Genomic DNA, 17,129 nt, shown 5'->3' on the forward strand with positions numbered 1-17,129 from the left:
ACCGGATCCGGTGGGCGGAGCCGCTCGTCCCGCGAGTGGGCGAACCGGTCAGCGACCGGCCGGGGTGATGTTCAGGCTCATCCCGGCCAGGCCGCGCGACTTCACCACCAGCTGCTTCGCGACCCCGTCGAGGGCCTGCGCGGCCGCCGACTCCGGCTTGCCCAGGACGATCGGGGTACCGGCGTCGCCGCCCTCGCGCAGCGCGACCTCCAGCGGGATCTGGCCGAGCAGCGGAACCGTGGCGCCGACGATGCGGCTCAGCGAGTCGGCGACGGTCTGCCCGCCGCCGGAGCCGAAGATCTCGGCGCGCGAACCGTCGGGCATCTCCATCCAGGACATGTTCTCCACGACCCCGGCGAGCCGCTGCCGGGTCTGCGTGGAGATCGCCCCCGCCCGCTCGGCCACCTCGGCGGCCGCCTGCTGCGGCGTGGTGACGACCAGCAGCTCCGCGTTCGGGACCAGCTGCGCGGTCGAGATCGCGACGTCACCGGTGCCCGGCGGGAGGTCCAGGAGCAGCACGTCCAGGTCGCCCCAGAACACGTCGGCCAGGAACTGCTGCAGCGCCCGGTGCAGCATCGGGCCGCGCCACACGACCGGGGTGTTCCCGTCGGTGAACATGCCGATCGAGATGACCTTCACACCGTGCGACTGCGGCGGCATGATCATGTTGTCGACCTTGGTCGGCCGGTCGTCGGCCCCGATCATGCGCGGTACCGAGTGGCCGTAGATGTCGGCGTCCACCACGCCGACCTTCAGGCCGCGGCGGGCCATCGCCGCCGCCAGGTTGACCGTGACCGAGGACTTGCCGACGCCGCCCTTGCCGGACGCCACGCAGTAGACCCGGGTCAGCGACCCGGGCTGGGCGAACGGGATGACCGGCTCGTCGGAGTCGCCGCGCAGCGAGCGGCGCAGCTCGCTGCGCTGCTCGTCGCTCATCACGTCGAGCTCGACCTCGACCCGCTCGACGCCGGGGACCTTCGTGACGGCCTCGGTGACCCGCGAGGTGATCGTCTCCCGCATCGGGCAGCCGGCGACGGTCAGGTAGACCCCGACCCGGGCCGTGCCGTCGGCGGCGACGTCGACGCTCTTGACCATCCCCAACTCGGTGATCGGCTTGTGGATCTCCGGGTCCTCGACGGTCCCCAGGGCGGCGCGCACGGCCTCGGAGACGGTGCTGGTGCTGCCGGTGACGGACATGAGCTTCAACGACCTCTTTCCTCTCGCGACACACCCATGCTACGTGGGTGTCCGGAGCGTCTCGCTCGTCTCCTAGCATCTCGGTGATGGACGAGACGGTCGGCGGCGCCGCGGGGCGCGGGAACCCGGGGCGGCGGCGGGTTGTCCCGACGCGTGCCGAGCTGGAGTCGTGGCGCAGCTTCCTGCGGGCCCACTCCGGGATCACCAAGCGGCTGGAGACCGAGCTCGAGTCCGAACAGCGGTTGTCACTGGCCGCCTACGACGTGCTGGTCCAGCTGTCCGAGGCGCCGGACCACCGGCTGCGGATGACCGAACTGGCCGACGCGGTGCTGCTGTCCCGGTCCGGGGTGACCCGGCTGGTGGACCGCTTGGAGAAGGCCGGCCTGGTCGAGCGGGCCAGGGCGTCCGGTGACGGGCGGGGGATCACCGCCCGGATGACCGACGCCGGCTACGAGCGGCTCCGGATCGCCGCGATCACCCACATGCGCGGGGTCCGCGAGCACTTCGCCGGCCGGTTGGACGCCCGGGATCTCGCTGATCTGCAGCGGGTCGCTCGCAAGCTGATCCCGGAGCGGAGCTGACCGGTCGCGCTCAGTCCCGTCTGCGGCCCCGCCTGCGGTCCTCCTGCCGGAGGGCAGGGCCGGTGCCCGCAGCGGCCTGATGCACGGCGTCCTCGATCTGCCCGGACAGCTTCTCCAGCTCCCCGCGCAGGTAGTCGCGGCTGGCCGTCTCGCCGACCGCGAGCCGCAACGCCGCCAGTTCCCTGGCCAGGAACTCGGTGTCGGCCTTGGTCCGCTCGGCCCGGCGGCGGTCCTCGTCCAGCGCGATCCGGTCCCGGTCGTCCTGCCGGTTCTGGGCCAGCAGGATCAGCGGTGCCGCGTACGCGGCCTGGGTGGAGAACGCCAGGTTGAGCAGGATGAACGGGTACGGGTCCCAGCGGATCTGCCAGGCGATCAGGTTCAGCGCGATCCACACGACGACGACCACGGTCTGGATGGCCAGGAACCGGCCGGTCCCGAGGAACCGGGCGACCCGCTCGGAGAGCCGGGCGAAGCCGTCGGGATCGACCTCGAACCGCCTGCGGCCGACCCGGGGCTGGTCCAGCCGCCGCCCGGTGGTGATCTCAGGCATGCCGCACCTCCGGTCGTCCGTTCGCCGATCCGCGGCCGACCTCGGCCGGCCCGAGGTCGCGGTCCCGCCAGCCCTGCGGGAGCAGGTGGTCCAGCACGTCGTCCACGGTGACCGCGCCGAGCAGGTGGTTCTGCGCGTCGACGACCGGCCCGGCGACCAGGTTGTAGGTGGCGAACCAGCGGGTCACCCCGCCCAGCCCGGTCTCCGGGCCGATCTGGGAGAGCTCGGTGTCCACCATGCCGGCGACCAGCTCGAACGGAGCGGCGCGCAGCAGCTGCTGGGTGTGCACGCAACCCAGGTACCGCCCGGTCGGGGTGGCGGTGGGCGGGCGCACGACGAACACCATCGACGCCAGTGCCGGTGGCACCTCCGGGTTGCGGACCCGGGCCAGCGCCTCGGCCACCGTCGCGTCCGGGCCGAGCGTGATCGGCTCCGGTGTCATCAGGCCGCCCGCGGTGTCCCACTCGTAGCGCATCAGCCGGCGCACCGGCTCGGACTCGCCGGGCTCCATCAGCCCCAGCAACCTGCCCGCCTCGTCGTCGGACAGCTCTCCGAGCAGGTCGGCGGCGTCGTCGGGGCTCATCGCCTCCAGCACGTCGGCGGCCCGGTCGTCGCCCAGGTAGGCCAGCAGCTCGCGCTGGTCGGACTCGGACAGCTCCTCGAACACGTCGGCGAGCCGCTCGTCGTCGAGGGCGTCGACGACCTGGTGCTGACGCTCGTCGGGCAGCCGGGACAGGGCGGCCGCCACGTCCGCCGGGCGCATCGAGTCGAACACCGCGATCAACCGGTCCGCCCCCTGGGCCGCCGCGACGTCGAGCCCGGACACGTTCTCCCAGCCGTGGACGTCGACCCGGGCGCGGCGGGCCAGCCGGGTCCGCCGGAACCGCACCGCGACCCTGGTGATCGCCCAGTCCCGGGTGCGGGTCGGTTCGATCGCGGCGTCCACCACGACGCCGCTCTCCCCGGTGTCGCGCACCGTGACCGGCGAGTTCAGCAGCTCGCCCAGCACCAGCGTCTCGTTCGGGCGCTGGTCGAACGACCGCAGGTTGACCGAGCCGCTCGCCAGCGTGACCGCCGTCGGGGCGACGTCGGAGACCCGCAGCATCGGCACGAAGATGCTGCGGCGCGCGGACAGGTCCACGACCAGGCCGAGCACCCGCGGTGGATGGCTGTCCACCCGCAACGACACCACGACGTCGCGGACCTTCCCGATCCGCTCACCGTCCGGGCCGAACACGGCCAGCCCGGCCAGCCGCGCGACGAACACCCGTGCCGAGGCCATGACGTCGAGCCTAGAGCGGCCCGTCCCGGCGGGCCGGGCGGCGCCCGCGGCGGTGTTCACACGGGGCGTCGTTAGGCTCGCGTGACGTGAGCGAGCCGCATCCCGAACCGACCCACCGGCCCGGCCCGGACCCCCTTCGCTTCGACATCGTCGACGTCTTCACCGACCGGCCCTACGAGGGCAATCCGCTCGCCGTCGTGCACGGCGCCGAAGCGCTCTCCACGGCCCGGATGCAGGCGATCGCCGCGGAGTTCAACCTGTCCGAGACGGCCTTCCCGCTGCCCCCGACCGGTGACGCCGACGCGGGCGCCGACTACCGGGTGCGGATCTTCACTCCGCGCCGGGAGCTGCCCTTCGCCGGACACCCGAGCGTGGGGACCGCGTGGGTGCTGGCCCGCGACGGCGTGATCGGCCACGGTGACCGGATCCAGGAGTGCGGGGCCGGGCTGCTCCCGGTCCGGGTGGACGGCAGCGGCGCCCGGGTCGAGGGCGGCCCGCCGTCGGTCGGCGAGGAGCTCGACGCGGCCGGGCTGGCCGCCGCGGTCGGGCTGGGCCCCGACGACGTCGACGGTGCGGCCGCACCGGGGCTGGCCGGGGCGGGCGTGGAGTACGCGATCCTGCTCGTGCACCCCGGCGCGGTGGGCAGGGCGCGCCCGGACGCCGCAGCGATCGCCGCGCTGCCCGGCGGCGTGATCGGGGTGCTGGTCGCCGCGGTCGACGCGACCGCCGAGCGGGTGCACGCGCGGATGTTCGCGCCTGCGGCCGGGGTGTCGGAGGACCCGGCGACCGGGTCCGCCGCGGTCGCGCTCGGGGTGTTCCTGGCCGATCGCGGGCTGGTGCCCGACGACGGCGACCATGCGTTCGTCGTCTCCCAGGGGGCGGAGCTGGGGCGGCGCTCGACGCTGCACGCGGGCGTGCGCACGGCCGGTGGACGGCCGGTCACCACCTGGGTGGGCGGCACCGTCGCCGCCGTGGCGAGCGGCTCCCTGACCCCGCCCCCCGAGCCGGACCGATCCTGACCTCGACCGGACTGACTTGCGGGTAACCCCCCGTGACCACCTGCGGGTGAGAAACCAATCACCTGGGCGGGGTGTTCGGCGGCCGCTCGTGCCAGCATCAGCGGGCAGCCGATCGCCCGCTGCACCGTCACCGGTGTGCGGGCGAGGACGAACTCGACGAGGAGCCAGCTTGTGAGCCCCACCCCCGGATCCCGCGTGCAGCGTGCCCGTCGTTCCTGCCTGGCAGTGCCCGGGTCGAGCCAGAAGTTCATCGACAAGGCGCGCACGCTGAACTCCGACCAGGTGTTCCTGGACCTGGAGGACGCCTGCGCCCCCCTCGCCAAGCCGGGCGCCCGGAAGACGATCGTCGAGGCGCTCAACGAGGGCGGCTGGGGCGAGAAGATCCGGGTCGTCCGGGTCAACGACTGGACCACCGAGTGGACCTACCGCGACGTCACCGAGGTGGTCGAGGGCGCCGGGGCGAACCTGGACGCGATCATGCTGCCGAAGGTGCAGACGCCCGAGCAGGTCGTCGCGCTGGACCTGCTGCTCACCCAGATCGAGAAGACGCTCGGCTACGAGGTCGGCAGGATCGGGATCGAGGCGCAGATCGAGAACGCGCTCGGGCTGACGAACGTGAACGCGATCGCCGCCGCGTCGCCGCGGGTCGAGACGATCATCTTCGGCCCGGCCGACTTCATGGCCTCGATCAACATGAAGTCCCTGGTCGTGGGTGAGCAGCCGCCCGGTTACGACGTCGGCGACGCCTACCACCACATCCTCATGTCGATCCTGATGGCCGCCCGCGCCCACGACAAGCAGGCCATCGACGGCCCCTACCTGCAGATCAAGGACGTCGACGGGTTCCGGCGCGTCGCGGGACGTTCGGCCGCGCTGGGCTTCGACGGCAAGTGGGTGCTGCACCCCGGCCAGATCGACGCCGCGAACGAGACCTTCTCGCCCACCCAGAGCGACTACGACCACGCCGAGAACATCCTCGACGCCTACGAGTACTTCACCTCCGAGGCGGGCGGCAAGCGGGGCGCCGCGATGATCGGCGACGAGATGATCGACGAGGCCAGTCGCAAGATGGCGCTGGTCATCTCCGGCAAGGGCCGCGCGGCGGGCATGACCCGCACCGACAAGTGGACCCCGCCGGAGGCGTGAGCACGCCCCGGCAGCTGACCAGAGACGCTCAGGAGGAACACAGATGGCGCGGCTCGCGCAGACCGCCGGTCTGACCGACATCCAGACCGAGATCCTGTCCACCGTCCGCTCGTTCGTGGACAAGGAGATCATCCCGCACGCCACCGCGCTGGAGCACGAGGACGCCTACCCCACCGACATCGTCGAGGGGATGAAGGAGATGGGGCTGTTCGGCCTCATGATCCCCGAGGAGTACGGCGGGCTCGGCGAGTCGCTGCTCACCTACGCGCTGGTCGTGGAGGAGATCGCGCGTGGCTGGATGAGCGTCTCCGGTGTGATCAACACCCACTTCATCGTGGCCTACATGCTCCGTCAGCACGGCACCGAGGAACAGAAGCAGCGCTACCTGCCGAAGATGGCGACGGGGGAGACCCGCGGGTCGTTCTCGATGTCCGAGCCCGACCTCGGCTCCGACGTCGCCGCGATCAAGACCAGGGCGGTCGAGGCGGGGGACGGCAGCGGCGACTACGTCATCGACGGCGCCAAGATGTGGCTGACCAACGGCGGCACGTCGAACCTGACCGCGGTACTGGTCAGGACCGACGAGGGCGCCGAGAAGGCCCACCAGAACCTGACCACGTTCCTGGTGGACAAGCCCACCGGCTACGGCGAGGTCGCGCCCGGCCTGATCGTCCCGGGCAAGATCGACAAGATGGGCTACAAGGGCGTGGACACCACCGAGATGGTGTTCAAGGGCCACCGGATCTCCGGCGATCAGATCCTCGGCGGGGAGCGCGGCAAGGGCTTCGCGCACATGATGGACGGGGTCGAGGTCGGCCGGGTGAACGTCGCGGCCCGCGCCTGCGGCATCGCGATCCGGGCCTTCGAGCTCGGCGTCGAGTACGCCCAGCAGCGCTCCACCTTCGGCAAGCCGATCGTGAACCACCAGGCGATCGCGTTCAAGATCGCCGAGATGGCGACCAAGGTCGAGGCCGCGCACCTGATGATGGTCAACGCCGCCCGCCTCAAGGACCGGGGCGAGCGCAACGACGTCGAGGCCGGGATGGCCAAGATGCTGGCCTCGGAGTACTGCAAGGAGGTCACCGAGGACTCGTTCCGGATCCACGGCGGCTACGGCTACTCCAAGGAGTACGAGATCGAGCGGCTCATGCGCGAGGCGCCGTTCCTGCTGATCGGTGAGGGCACCTCGGAGATCCAGAAGACGATCATCTCCCGCGGCCTGCTGCGCGACTACAAGCTGCGCTGACGCCACGCCGCACGTCACGTGTGCGCATCGCGCGCGCACGTGACGTGCGAGACCTCGATAGTCTCCTCGGGCACACCGGACGGCCGTCGACCGTTTCCCGGTAGCAGAAGCGGAACACCACCTGCGAGGAGAATCGCCATGACCAACCCCTTCGGCGGCCAGGCACGCCCGGCACCGGGCCTTCCGCAGCTGCCCACCCCGCCGACCGGGTGGCCGGTGGGCTCCTACGCCACCTACGAGGAGGCGCAGCGGGCCGTCGACCACCTGGCGGACTCCGACTTCCCGGTGCGGGACGTGACGATCGTCGGTGTCGACCTCATGCTGGTCGAACGGGTCATCGGCCGGTTGACCTGGGGTCGGGTGCTTGGTTCGGGTGCCGCGTCCGGCGCCTGGCTGGGTCTGTTCGTCGGTCTGCTGCTGTCGTTGTTCTCCCCGGACGGCAGCTTCTGGCCGATCGTGGTCGGCCTGGCCTCCGGCGCCGTGTTCGGCATGGTCTTCGCCGCGGTCGGCTACGGCGCCAGCCGGGGCAGGCGCGACTTCCAGTCGGCCAGCCAGATGGTCGCCGGCCGCTACGACGTGCTGTGCGAGCCGCGCAACGCCGAGCAGGCCCGTGAGATGCTCGCCCGGCTGGCGATGGGCAGCCCCGGCGGGGGTTTCTGAGTCCGTGCCGCGATCCTGACCGTCGTCACCCCGTCCGGTGACGGCGGTCTCGTTCCTCAAGATCTACTCAAGGCTCTTTCGTTTCGCACCGGACTGCCTATAGTGCGCCTCGGACTTATCGGGAGGGACGCGCTATGACACAGGTGTCAGGCGGCGGTGCGGCGGGGCAGGAACTCCCGCCGGCCGCGGTGGACGAGGACGTGTTCCTCGCAGAGCGGCGCACATGGACTCCGCTCAAGATCGCGATCTGGACCACGATCGCACTGCTCGGTGGTCTCGGGTGGGTGATGCTCGCCCTGGTCAGGGGCGAGACGGTGAACGCGATCTGGTTCGTGTTCGCCGCGGTCAGCACCTACCTGATCGCCTACCGCTTCTACTCGACCTACATCGAGAACAAGCTGCTCAAGCCGGACGACCGGCGGGCCACCCCCGCCGAGTACGCCGAGAACGGCCAGGACTTCGTCCCCACCGACCGGCGGGTGCTCTACGGGCACCACTTCGCCGCGATCGCCGGCGCCGGACCGCTGGTCGGCCCGGTGCTCGCGGCGCAGATGGGGTACCTGCCCGGCACGATCTGGATCATCGTCGGCGTCATCGTCGCGGGCGCCGTGCAGGACTACCTGGTGCTGTTCTTCTCGATGCGCCGCGGCGGCCGCTCGCTGGGTCAGATGGCCCGTGAGGAGCTCGGTCGCGTCGGTGGCACGGCCGCGCTGGTCGCGACCCTGTCCATCATGATCATCCTGATCGCGGTGCTCACCCTGGTCGTGGTCAACGCGCTCGGTGAGAGCCCGTGGGGTGTCTTCTCGGTCGCGCTGACCATCCCGATCGCCCTGTTCATGGGGGTCTATCTGCGGTTCCTGCGCCCCGGGAAGGTCTCCGAGGTCTCCTGGATCGGCTTCGCCATGCTGATCGCGGCGATCGTCGCCGGTGGCTGGGTCGCCGAGACCGAGTGGGGCCAGGCGCTGTTCACCCTGGACCGGGTGACGATCGCCTGGGGCATCATCATCTACGGTTTCGTCGCCGCGGTGCTCCCGGTCTGGCTGCTGCTGGCACCGCGTGACTACCTGTCGACCTTCATGAAGATCGGCACGATCGTGCTGCTCGCGGTGGCGATCATCGTGGTCCGCCCGGAGCTGGCGGCGCCGGCGTTCAGCGAGTTCGCCGGGCGCGACGACGGCCCGGTCGTCTCCGGGTCGCTGTTCCCGTTCCTGTTCGTCACGATCGCCTGCGGTGCCCTGTCCGGGTTCCACGCGCTGATCTCCTCGGGCACCACCCCGAAGCTGGTCGAGAAGGAGCGGCAGACCCGTTTCATCGGCTACGGCGGCATGCTCATGGAGTCGTTCGTGGCGATCATGGCGCTGGTCGCGGCGCTGTCCATCGACCGTGGGCTGTACTTCGCGATGAACGTCCCGGCCTCCCTGACCGAGGGCACCGTCGAGGGCGCAGCCGCGTTCGTGAACTCGCTGGGCCTGATGAACGTCAACGTCACGCCGGACCAGCTCGCGACGACCGCGGCGCTGGTCGGCGAGGAGTCGGTCGTCTCCCGCACCGGTGGCGCGCCGACCCTCGCCGTCGGGCTGGCGAACATCATGCAGCAGTTCATCGGTGGCCCGTCGATGATGAGCTTCTGGTACCACTTCGCGATCATGTTCGAGGCGCTGTTCATCCTCACCGCGGTGGACGCGGGCACCCGGGTGGCGCGCTTCATGCTGCAGGACGCGATCGGCACCGTCGTCCCGAGGTTCACCGACACGTCCTGGCGGGTGGGCGCCTGGATCTGCACCGCCCTGATGGTCGGCGGCTGGGGCGCGATCCTGGTCATGGGCGTGACCGACCCGCTCGGGGGCATCAACACGCTCTTCCCGCTGTTCGGCATCGCCAACCAGCTGCTCGCGGCGATCGCGCTGGCCGTGTGCCTGGCCCTGGTGGCCCGGCGGGGGCAGGTGCGCTACCTGTGGATCATCGCGGTGCCGCTGGCGTTCGCGGCCGTCGTGACGATCACGGCGTCGATGTACAAGATCTTCTCGCCGAAGCCGGCGATCGGGTACTGGGCGCAGCACTTCGCGTTCCGGGAGGCGATCGCGGCGGGGGAGACGAGCTTCGGGAACGCGGCGACCCCGGAGGCGATGGCCGCGGTCGTCCGCAACACCTTCGTCCAGGGCTCGCTGTCGATCCTGTTCGTGTCGCTGGCGATCATCGTCATCGTCGCGGCGGTCGTGTCGGCCTGGCGGTCGGTCTCGATGGGCGGCCGCCCCGAGCTGGAGGACCCGGTGGTCCCGTCGCGGATCTACGCACCGTCCGGGCTGATCGCGTCGCCGTCGGAGAAGGAGCTGGAGCAGCGCTGGACCGAGGTGGCCGGCGACCGGGCACGGGCCGGGCACCGATGACCGGCGCCGGCCGGGTGCAGGCCGTGCGCGACGGCCTGCGCGGACTCGGCTGGTGGTGGCGGGGGGTGATCGGGGCGGACCGCTACGAGCGCTACCTCGACCACCACCGTCGCGCCGGGCACGACCACCCGCCGATGACCGAGCGCGAGTACTGGCGGGCCCGGACCGAGTTCCAGGAGCAGAACCCGCAGGGCCGGTGCTGCTGAGAGCGGCGTGCGGAACGATCCGGGTGCCGGCCGGCTCGGAGAACGGTTGCGCCGCACGGGTGGTGTGACGGTTCCCGATCGGGGGAGCGGGCCCGGTCGGGTGGGTGGTGAGCCCGCCCCGACCGGTCCCGTCCCGGTGTCACCCGGGCGCGTCGGGTTCCGGGGAGGGTGCCTGCCGGGGCAGGATCACGCCCGTGAACGGCGAGGCGCGGCAGACCGATGAGATCCGCCCGTCCACGGTGCACCGCGCCTACGGACGCGGCGCGGGCGGGTACGACGGGTTCGTCGGCTCCATTCCCAGCTACAAGGCCCACCTGCGGGTCTCGGCGTCCCGGATGGGGCTCGGTGACGGCCCGGGTCTGCGGCTGCTCGACATCGGCTGCGGCACCGGCGTGTCCACCGAGGCGCTGCTGACGACGGTGAAGGGCGCCGAGGTCGTCGCCGTCGACGCTTCGGCGGAGATGCTCGCGGTCGCCAGGAAGAAGAACTGGTCGCCGCGGGTCACCTTCGTGCACTCCAGGCTGGAGACACTGGCCGAGGTCGGGATCGAGGGCCCGTTCGACGGGATCCTCGCCTCCTACCTGGTCTCCAACCTGCCCGACGCCGAGCACGGCCTGCGCCGGCTGCTGGCGCTGCTCGCCCCCGGAGCTCCCCTGGCGGTGCACGACTACGCGGTCGGCGGGACCCGTGGCCGGGTGCGCTGGGCCGCCGCTGCGTGGGGCTATCTCGTGCCGATGGCCGCGATGCGCTGGGGCGTCGCGGATCTCGCCCGCTACCGGGCGAAGCGGATCAGCGGCGCGGGCGGCCCGGAGCAGATGGTGCACCGGATGGAGCGGGCCGGGTTCTCCGACGTCCGGGTGCAGACCGTCGGCGGTCTGCAGCAGCACCTGGTGCACACCTTCCTGGGCAGGCGCCCGGACGAGCCGGACGTGGTGGGCGAGCGGCTCGCCCGTTCGTCCGCGCTGGCCGCGGCGGGCTGGCGCCCCGCGCAGCCGCAGGACCCGGTGGACCGGGAGGACCCGGTACAGGAGGGCGGCCCGGAGGACCCGGGCTACGCCGACGAACTGCCGCCCGAGGCCACCGGTTCCCCCGACGACGAGCCACCCACCCCGCCCGCCGGCGCGCCGCGGGTCTGAGCCGCTCCGCCGCTACAGCCAGCCGTTGCGGCGGAAGTTGCGGTAGAGCAGCGTGCAGATGGTCGCGATGATCAGTAGCACCATCGGGTAACCGAAGCTCCAGTGCAGCTCGGGCATGTAGTCGAAGTTCATCCCGTAGACACCGGCGATCATCGTCGGCACCGAGATCAGACCGGCGTAGGCAGTGATCTTCCGCATGTCGTTGTTCTGCCGCATGCTGATCTTCGCCAGCACCGCGTCGACCAGCGTGGTCAGCAGCTCGTTGAACCCGGCGACCTGTTCGGCGACCCCGCCGAGGTGGTCGTCGACGTCGCGGAAGTAGGAGCGCACGTCGTGCGGCACCAGCGCGCTGTAGCCCTCGGACAGCTTGCGCATCGGCCCGACCAGCGGCATCACGCAGCGCCGCAGGTCGAGGATCTCCCGCTTCATCACATAGATCTGTTCCGGGTTCATCGTCGAGCGCGGCGAGAACACCTCGGCCTCGACCGCGTCCAGGTCGTTCTCGATCTGCCGGACGACGTCGATGTAGGAGTCCACGACGTGGTCGGCGATGGCGTGCAGCACTGCGGCCGGGCCCAGCCGCAGCTGTTCGGGGTCCTCCTCGAGCCGCCGCCGCACGTCCCGCAAGCCGGTGTGCCTGCCGTGCCGGACCGTCACCACGAAGTCCCGGCCCAGGAACGTCATCACCTCGCCGGTCTCGACGATCTCGTTCGCCGTCGTCGGGTCGGCGTGGCCGACGTAGCGGACCGTCTTGAGCACCATGAACAACGTCTCGTCGTAGCGTTCCAGCTTCGGCCGGTTGTGCGCGTGCACGGCGTCCTCGACGGCGAGCTCGTGCAGCCCGTAGGTCTGCGCGACGCCGGAGATCTGCTCGGCGTCCGGCTCGTGCAGCCCGATCCACACGAAACCGGTACCGCGCCCGCGGACCTCGGCGATCGCCTCGTCGTGGGTCCAGCGGCCGGGAAGCCGTGCGCCGTCGACGTAGACCGCGCAGTCCACCACGTAGGCCGACAGCGGGACGCGCAACCGGGCCGGGTGCTGTGCCTGGGCGCGGGCCGCGTTCCGGTCGGCGCGCCGCGACCGGGCGGCGGCGGACCGGATCGACGGACGGAGCTGGGAGAGCGAGGGCATCACGGTGACCTCCGGGGACGAGACCGGCTCGGCGAGCACGGCTACCGGGACGTGCGGCCACCGCGGCGGCCGCCGGACACACGACACGCCTCCCGCCGGGATCAGCCGGGTGACACCGTCCGGGTGATGGGCAGCGGGAGGCGGCACGTACTGCTCACCGGTGCCTGGGGTTCGGACGACTGTTCAGGCGACACCGCGCTCACCTCCCCGCTCCTGCCGTTGTCCGGTGCATCGCGGCGCACGCCGGCCATGTCACCGGAATGTGAGATGCCCGACCGCGCGCGTGTGAGTTGGACCGCCGCTGACCCCGCGGACCGGCCGTTAGATTACCCCCGCAACAGATCCATGACGTGAGGGGAGCGTGAACGGTGCAGTTCGGGCGCTACTACGAGGAGTTCGAGGTCGGTGCGGTCTACAAGCACTGGCCCGGCAAGACGGTCACCGAGTACGACGACCACCTGTTCTGCCTGCTCACGATGAACCACCATCCGCTGCACATGGACGCGCACTACGCGGAGGAGACCACCGACTTCGGCAAGAACGTCGTGGTCGGCAACTACATCTACTCGTTGCTGCTGGGCATGTCGGTGCCCGACGTCTCCGGCAAGGCGATCGCCAACCTCGAGGTCTCCTCGCTCAAGCACACGAAGCCGACCTTCCACGGCGACACCATCTACGGCGAGACCGAGGTCCTGGACAAGACCCCGTCGAAGTCCAAGGACGACCGCGGCGTCGTCCACGTCGAGACCCGCGGTTACAAGCAGGACGGCACGGTCGTGTGCACCTTCCGGCGCAAGGTCATGGTGCCGAAGGTGTCCTACGGCGACGCCCGCGGCGGGGAGCAGCCGGGCCGTCCGACGCCGCAGGACTGACTGCGCGGCCGGGCCGGGCCCGCTCAGATCCGGGGCAGTGCGGCCCACTCGCGCAGGATCTCGGCGAGCCCGTCCACCATCGGCAGCGCGGCGAACCCGGCGATGTCGACGAACCGGGCGTCGTCGGCGTCGTCGCCCGCGCGCGGCCGGGCGGGCGAGCCGGGGGCGAGATCGCAGCGGTAGTCCGCGATCCGGTACGGCCCGCGCACGACGACGCCGGCGAGCGCTCCCGGCCGGACCGTCAGACCGGTCTCCTCGGCCAGCTCGCGGACGACCGCGGCTCGCTCGTCCTCACCCGGCTCGACCCGTCCGCCGGGGACCGACCACAGCCCCCGCCCTGGCTCGTTCGCCCTGCGCACCAGCAGCAATCGGCCGTCCGGGTCATGAACTATTCCACCCACGCAGGCGATGTGTCGGCTACTGTCGGTCATCCGGAATGACGGTACGCTGCTCGGGTGCCGGTACCCGTGCCTTGGCGGGTTCGGGTACCAATGTCGAGGTTGTCCCAACGGGCCGGAACGGGTGACGGTTAACGTGCGCAAGATTCTCATCTTGGTCGCTGTGGCACTGGGTATCTTTCTGGTCGTGACCGCCCCGCAGGCGGCCGCGAACTCGGTGACGAACGTGGGCAACATCCTCTACGACGCGGCTCAGTCGGTGTCGACGTTCGTGACGTCGCTGATCTGAGTCGTGCTCGCGCCCCGGGAGATCGACGAGTACCTGCTCCCCACGGAGCGGCGGGTCATCCGTGTGCGCCAGCACTGGGCCGTCATGGCGAGGCACATGACGCAGACGACGCTGTTCATCGCCGTCGTCGTCGGCTTCGAGGTGCTGATGAATCGGGCCGGGAACAGCCCGGCGGTCGAGGTCGTCGTCGACAACCTGACGTTCTACCTGGTGCTGGTGGCGGTGCTGCGGTTCACCGCGCTGACGATCCTGTGGTGGATCGAACGCATCGTCATCACCGACAAGCGGGTGATGATCGCCCAGGGGATCATCGTGCACAACGTCGGCATGATGCCGCTGGGCAAGGTCACCGACCTGACCTTCCAGCGCACGCTCGCCGGCCGCATGCTCGGCTACGGCACGATGGTCGTCGAGTCGGCCGGCCAGATCCAGGCGCTCAACCGGATCGACTACATGCCCCGCCCCGAGGAGATCTACGAGGCGCTCTCCGAGCTGGTGTTCGGTGAGAAGGGCAAGACCCGCGCCACCGGTATGCTGGCCAAACCGCGCTGGCGGCGCTGAGCGGGCCGCCGGTTAGGGTCGGGAGATGTCCCGGCCCGTGATCGATCTGCACGCCCACTCCACCGCGTCCGACGGGACGGACAGCCCCGCCGGGCTGGTCCGCGCCGCCGGTGCCGCGGGCCTCGACGTCGTCGCGATCACCGACCACGACACCACCGGCGGGTGGGACGACGCCGTCGCGGCGCTGCCCTCCGGGCTGACCCTGGTGCGGGGTGCCGAGTTCTCCTGCCTGAGCCCCACCGGACGCGACGGCGAGCCGCGCTGCTCGGTGCACCTGCTCGGCTACCTGTTCGACCCGCAGCACTCGGCGATCGTGACCGAACAGGAGCGGCTGCGCGCGGAGCGGGTGCAGCGGCTGCACACGATGATCGGCCGGATGGCGGCCGACGGATACCCGGTCGACGTCGACGGCGTGTTCGCGTACCTGCCGGAGGGGGCCAGCGCCGGGCGACCGCACCTGGCCCGTGCGCTGGTCGCGGCCGGCGTCGTCGGCTCGGTGGACGAGGCGTTCACCGAGCTTCTGCACAACGACAGCCCCTACTACGTCCCGCGGGCCGACACGTCGGTCGAGACGGCGATCGAGATGATCGTCGCCGCCGGTGGGGTCGCGGTGTTCGCCCATCCGCTGGCCCGCACGCGCGGGACGGTGATCGAACCCTCGGTGCTGGTCGACCTGACCGCCCTCGGTCTCGGCGGGGTCGAGGTGGACCACCCCAACCACGAGCCCGGCGATCGCGAGCTGCTGCGGGCGCTCGCCGACGAGCACGGCCTGCTCGTCACCGGATCGAGTGACTACCACGGGACGAACAAGACGACCCCGCTCGCCGAGGAGACCACCGATCCCGAGGTGTACGCCGCGATCGTCGAGGGCGCGACCGGGGTGCAGGCCGTCCGCGGTTGATCCGCACGGTGCTGCACGAGTGCGCCTCCGGCCGCTGTACCGTGGCAGGATGGCCCCTCCCGTGACCGGGCTCCCGGACGGCCAGCTCGGCCTGGACCTGCTGGATCCCGACTTCGGGGCGACCGCACTGCACCGGGTGACCCCGGCCCGCCTGGACGCCTGGGACGCCTGCCCGCGGCGCTACCGGATGCTGCACGTGGACCGACCGGCACCGGCCCGCGGGGGCGCGTTCGCGCACACCACGCTGGGCGCGGTGGTGCACCTCGCGCTGCGCTCGCTGGCCGCACTGCCCGCCCACCGGCGCACCCCGGCGCAGGCCGCCGCGCTGGTCCGGAGGCACTGGAACGGGGAGGGCTTCCGGGACGACGCGCAGGCCGCGCACTACCGGGACCGCGCGGCCGACTGGCTGGCCGCCGCCGCCGAGGGCCCGGTGGGCAGGGCCGAGCCGGTCGCCGTCGAACGCCGGGTGAGTGCCCGCGCCGGGGCGCTGCTGGTGGAGGGCCGGATCGACCGGCTCGACGAGGGGACCGACGGGGGGTTGCGGGTGGTGGACTTCAAGACCGGCCGTCGGGTCCCGCGTGACGCCGACGCCCGCGACTCCCGCCAGCTCGCGCTCTACGCCGTGGCCGCGGGGGAGGTCTTCCGCCGACGGTGCAGACAGGTCGAGCTGCACCACGTCCCCACCGGCACGGTCGCCGTGTGGGAGCACGACCAGGGCTCCCTCGCCGCACACGTGAGCGCCGCGGAGGCGACGGCGACCCGGACCGCCGAGGCCGTCGACGCGCTGACCGCGGGCGCCGCACCGGACGAGGTGTTCCCGCCCCGCACCGGTGAGCAGTGCCGGACCTGCCCGGTGCGCAGGCACTGCGCCGACGGCCGGGCCGCGGTGCCCGAGCCGCGTCCGTGGGACCTGCTGGTTCCGTGATGCGCCGGCCGGAACCCCACGACCGGGTCGGTCACCCCGTACCGGACGCCCCGCGCGTGCCCGCGCCGGCGAGCCCCCCGCCGCGCGGAGCCGGCCGCCCGGACCGGCCGCAACCGCCGGGCGCCGAGCCGCCGACCCGTCCGACCGGGCACCAGAACCCACCGCGCCGTCCCGTGGCCCCGGTGCGCGGCCGTGCCGTGGGCCCGCGGTCGGGCGAGGACACAGCGGGCCGGGCCGCCGCCGGTGCGTCCGGCAGGCGGGTCGCCGACGGCGGCCCCGACGGCGGGGCCCGGGGCGGCGCACCGCGGCGTCGTCCCGGTGGCACCGACCGGCCCACGGTGCGGGGCGCCGCGCCGGGAGCACACCGGGACGCCGGATCCCGGCGCGGACCCGGGAGTGCGGACCCCGGTGCGGACCCGCCGGACCATCCCGCGTCGCGCCCACCCGCGGGCGGGCGACGCCGGGCCGGTGGCGCCCGGGGCACCGACGGCCGGCGCGGTGGCGGCCGCCGGGGACGCGGCCGCCGGGGCGGGCCGGGGGGGGACCGCGCCGGGCCGGGGTGCCGGGGCCCGCGGGGCCCGGGCGGGCGGTCCGGGGGGGGGGCGGGCGGGCGCGGGGGGGGCGCGGGGGGGCGGGGGGCCG

General features: G+C 72.2%; 17 protein-coding genes. 12 read left to right on the forward strand and 5 right to left on the reverse strand.

Annotated features, from left to right (window positions below):
- Positions 1-48: 48 nt before the first annotated feature.
- A complete protein-coding gene (locus tag AB0J24_RS14120) occupies positions 49-1,197 on the reverse strand; it encodes a P-loop NTPase (protein WP_358680578.1) in 1,149 nt (382 codons plus the stop codon).
- 86 nt (positions 1,198-1,283) lie between these two features.
- On the opposite strand from AB0J24_RS14120, the gene AB0J24_RS14125 reads away from it, so the two are divergent.
- Entirely contained in the window at positions 1,284-1,778 is a 495-nt protein-coding gene (locus AB0J24_RS14125; protein ID WP_358680511.1) for a MarR family transcriptional regulator, read from the forward strand.
- Between the two features lie 10 nt (positions 1,779-1,788).
- Here AB0J24_RS14125 and AB0J24_RS14130 read toward each other — a convergent pair whose 3' ends face one another.
- A complete protein-coding gene (locus AB0J24_RS14130; RefSeq protein WP_358680514.1) occupies positions 1,789-2,328 on the reverse strand; it encodes a DUF1003 domain-containing protein in 540 nt (179 codons plus the stop codon).
- Complete coding sequence (locus tag AB0J24_RS14135; protein WP_358680517.1) at positions 2,321-3,610, reverse strand: CBS domain-containing protein; 1,290 nt, start codon at positions 3,608-3,610, stop codon at positions 2,321-2,323. The genes AB0J24_RS14130 and AB0J24_RS14135 overlap by 8 nt, the downstream gene beginning before the upstream one ends.
- Before the next feature lie 86 nt (positions 3,611-3,696).
- On the opposite strand from AB0J24_RS14135, the gene AB0J24_RS14140 reads away from it, so the two are divergent.
- From AB0J24_RS14140 to AB0J24_RS14170, 7 genes are all read left to right on the forward strand, one after another.
- Complete coding sequence (locus AB0J24_RS14140) at positions 3,697-4,629, forward strand: PhzF family phenazine biosynthesis protein (protein WP_358680520.1); 933 nt, start codon at positions 3,697-3,699, stop codon at positions 4,627-4,629.
- Between the two features lie 171 nt (positions 4,630-4,800).
- On the forward strand, positions 4,801-5,775 hold the full coding sequence (locus AB0J24_RS14145) for a CoA ester lyase (RefSeq protein WP_358680523.1): 975 nt from the start codon (positions 4,801-4,803) through the stop codon (positions 5,773-5,775).
- Between the two features lie 43 nt (positions 5,776-5,818).
- Positions 5,819-7,021 carry an acyl-CoA dehydrogenase family protein gene (locus tag AB0J24_RS14150; protein WP_358680526.1) on the forward strand — a complete coding sequence of 401 codons (1,203 nt, stop codon included), beginning with the start codon at positions 5,819-5,821 and terminating at the stop codon, positions 7,019-7,021.
- 138 nt (positions 7,022-7,159) lie between these two features.
- A complete protein-coding gene (locus AB0J24_RS14155) occupies positions 7,160-7,681 on the forward strand; it encodes a general stress protein (RefSeq protein WP_344023750.1) in 522 nt (173 codons plus the stop codon).
- 134 nt (positions 7,682-7,815) lie between these two features.
- Positions 7,816-10,068 carry a carbon starvation CstA family protein gene (locus tag AB0J24_RS14160; protein ID WP_358680529.1) on the forward strand — a complete coding sequence of 751 codons (2,253 nt, stop codon included), beginning with the start codon at positions 7,816-7,818 and terminating at the stop codon, positions 10,066-10,068.
- On the forward strand, positions 10,065-10,274 hold the full coding sequence (locus tag AB0J24_RS14165) for a YbdD/YjiX family protein (RefSeq protein WP_358680532.1): 210 nt from the start codon (positions 10,065-10,067) through the stop codon (positions 10,272-10,274). Before AB0J24_RS14160 ends, AB0J24_RS14165 begins: the two co-directional genes overlap by 4 nt.
- Before the next feature lie 194 nt (positions 10,275-10,468).
- Entirely contained in the window at positions 10,469-11,410 is a 942-nt protein-coding gene (locus tag AB0J24_RS14170; protein ID WP_358680535.1) for a methyltransferase domain-containing protein, read from the forward strand.
- A 12-nt stretch (positions 11,411-11,422) separates the two neighbouring features.
- Here the strand turns inward: AB0J24_RS14170 and corA are convergent, their stop codons facing one another.
- Complete coding sequence (gene corA / locus AB0J24_RS14175) at positions 11,423-12,541, reverse strand: magnesium/cobalt transporter CorA (protein ID WP_358680537.1); 1,119 nt, start codon at positions 12,539-12,541, stop codon at positions 11,423-11,425.
- Between the two features lie 368 nt (positions 12,542-12,909).
- On the opposite strand from corA, the gene AB0J24_RS14180 reads away from it, so the two are divergent.
- A complete protein-coding gene (locus AB0J24_RS14180) occupies positions 12,910-13,413 on the forward strand; it encodes a MaoC family dehydratase (RefSeq protein ID WP_358680540.1) in 504 nt (167 codons plus the stop codon).
- A 23-nt stretch (positions 13,414-13,436) separates the two neighbouring features.
- On the opposite strand, the gene AB0J24_RS14185 is transcribed toward AB0J24_RS14180, so the two are convergent.
- Positions 13,437-13,844: an NUDIX domain-containing protein gene (locus AB0J24_RS14185; RefSeq protein ID WP_358680543.1), complete on the reverse strand. Its 408-nt coding sequence runs from the start codon at positions 13,842-13,844 to the stop codon at positions 13,437-13,439.
- 259 nt (positions 13,845-14,103) lie between these two features.
- Between AB0J24_RS14185 and AB0J24_RS14190 the strand changes: the two genes are divergently transcribed.
- Genes AB0J24_RS14190 through AB0J24_RS14200 form a run of 3 tightly spaced genes read left to right on the forward strand, consistent with a single transcriptional unit; the run spans position 14,104 to position 16,487 of the window.
- Complete coding sequence (locus AB0J24_RS14190; RefSeq protein ID WP_358680545.1) at positions 14,104-14,661, forward strand: PH domain-containing protein; 558 nt, start codon at positions 14,104-14,106, stop codon at positions 14,659-14,661.
- A 25-nt stretch (positions 14,662-14,686) separates the two neighbouring features.
- Positions 14,687-15,562, forward strand: a complete 876-nt coding sequence (locus AB0J24_RS14195) for a PHP domain-containing protein (RefSeq protein WP_358680548.1) — start codon at positions 14,687-14,689, stop codon at positions 15,560-15,562.
- Positions 15,563-15,611: 49 nt separating this feature from the next.
- Positions 15,612-16,487, forward strand: a complete 876-nt coding sequence (locus AB0J24_RS14200; protein ID WP_358680551.1) for a PD-(D/E)XK nuclease family protein — start codon at positions 15,612-15,614, stop codon at positions 16,485-16,487.
- Positions 16,488-17,129 lie beyond the last annotated feature (642 nt).

The sequence above is a fragment of the Pseudonocardia sp. NPDC049635 genome, assembly GCF_040659795.1.
Taxonomy (GTDB): Bacteria; Actinomycetota; Actinomycetes; order Mycobacteriales; family Pseudonocardiaceae; genus Pseudonocardia.